Origin of the sequence: Providencia sp. CIM-Carb-044 (genome assembly GCF_033901115.1) — a bacterium.
GTDB lineage: Bacteria > Pseudomonadota > Gammaproteobacteria > Enterobacterales > Enterobacteriaceae > Providencia > Providencia hangzhouensis.
In genome coordinates this window covers 1-1,995 of the sequence record NZ_JAXADV010000051.1, presented here as the reverse complement: position 1 = coordinate 1,995, position 1,995 = coordinate 1, and the positions used below count along the sequence as shown (strand labels likewise).

At 54.0% G+C, this 1,995-nt stretch carries 1 protein-coding gene; it reads right to left on the bottom strand.

Features of this window, described 5'->3' with window-relative positions:
• Nucleotides 1-232: 232 nt before the first annotated feature.
• Entirely contained in the window at nt 233-1,774 is a 1,542-nt protein-coding gene (locus tag SJ312_RS23170; protein ID WP_000050481.1) for an IS91-like element ISCR1 family transposase, read from the bottom strand.
• Between the last annotated feature and the right edge of the window lie 221 nt (nt 1,775-1,995).

The following is a 1,995-nucleotide window of genomic DNA, read 5'->3' as shown; positions in this document are numbered from 1 at the left end:
GGGTATAGGAAGTATAAACCACCTTTTTGCTCCTCATCCGAAGTATCTTACCTGAAATTCCCTCACTCGTTTACCGCTCAAGCCCCAATTTTAACTGCCGGTCCAGCCTAAACCGCTCTAATAAGGTTCGATTTGGCGGTAAAATCTCTAGCCTGATAGCTCGAGAGATACAAACTGCCCCACCGCCCCGTTTAAAAGTTGGCAGTGTTGAGCAGTGTTGGATTTGGGGTCGTCAGTCAAAGAGACGACTCTGTGATGGATCGAACAGGCTGGGAGTCAGTGGCGGCGCTCGTTCTGGTGGCAGCTCACGCTGCTTGGCGGCATTCGCCTTGGCTGTTTTCTGTTTCAGATGCTTGAGAATCTGCTCAATGACCTTCGGATCTTCGATGCTGGCAATCACTTTGACGTGACCGCCGCAGTGTTCGCAGACTTCAATATCAATATTGAAGACTCGCTTGAGGCGTTGCATCCAGGTCATGGCGCGGTGGCGCTCTGCAGGACTCTTGTCACGCCAGTTAGTATCGAGACCTTCCGATTTGTCGGGCTTCTTGCCCCGCTTGGCGGGTGTTACTTGAACTCGGTGTTTGCTGTTCGGTGCAAAGACGCCGTGGAAGCGTGTGAGGTTGACTCGCGGCTTAGGTACCAACGCAGCGAGTTTGGCGATGAAGTCCAGCGGCTCGAAGATCACATGGGTGGTGCCATTGCGGTACGGAGTTTTGAGCTCGTAACGCACCTGCCCATTGGCGGTTAATGCCAGACGTTTTTCTGAAACCGCTGGCCGACTAATGTAGCGACACAAGCGCTCAAGCTTATCCCGCTGATGCGCTTCGGCCATCACACCGGCGTGTAGCGAGAAACCAGCATGGTTGGCTACTCGACTGCTTGAGTCGGCTTTATCCTCACGCCCTGGCAAGGTTTGCAGGGTGAAGACTTTGCGCCCTTGCTGGGGGCCGACGGCAATGCGATACGTAACCGAAGCACCATGTAATTGAGTCAGCGTATCGTCTTCGCCCTCTTCCAGTGTCAACCACGTATTCTCGGCATCACGCTCCAAAATCCCACGCTTTTCCATGCAGCGAGCGATGCGATGGCTGAGGGTGTGAGCGAGCGTATTCAGCTCATCGTAAGTGGGTGCCTTGACACGATGGAAGCGTTGCTTGCCATAGTCATCTTCGGCATAGACACCATCGAGAAACAGCATGTGGTAGTGGACATTGAGATTTAGCGCGGAGCCAAAGCGTTGGATAAGAGTCACTGAGCCAGTTTGTGCAGAGGCTTTGGTGTAACCGGCTTTTTTGATCAGATGAGTTGAGAGTGTACGATAGACGATACTCAAGACCTGGCCCATCAGCTGGGGATGGCGAGCCAGCAAAAAGCGTAGCTGGAAAGGAAAGCTGAGCACCCACTGGCGAATGGGCTCCTTGGGGAAGACTTCGTCTATCAGCAGCGCCGCACTCTCGGCCATCCGGCGGGCACCGCAGCTAGGGCAAAAGCCGCGTCGTTTACAGCTGAAGGCGACCAGACGCTCGTGATGACAATCCTCGCAGCGAACCCGCATGAAACCATACTCCAGACGGCCACATTGGAGGAGGTCGTTGAATTCTTGTTGGATGTAGCGAGGCAGGTGTTGACCTTGGGCTTCGAGTGAGGCTTTGAAGGCTGGGTAGTGCTGCTCAACCAGCTGGTAGAGCAGCGTCTGGTCGGGTTGGTGGCGTTCGTAACCGTTTGTTTGAGTGGGCGATTGACTCGCCGTGGCGTTCCTTGCCAGCGACATGGGTATCCTCCGCTGATACTGTGGTTATGTACAGTATCAGCGGCTTGCGTTCAGACGTCCAGTCTGGCCCTAGACATCGCTAAATGCTTAACCCGCAATAGCCCTCACGAGTTGTTATCAGCCACTACCGGTTGAGCGAGAAGGTTTTGGGTTCAGGGTGCTATTGCTCCACCAATCACAATACTGAAGCCCCAACTGTTATCAGTTGGGGCTTTTTCTTG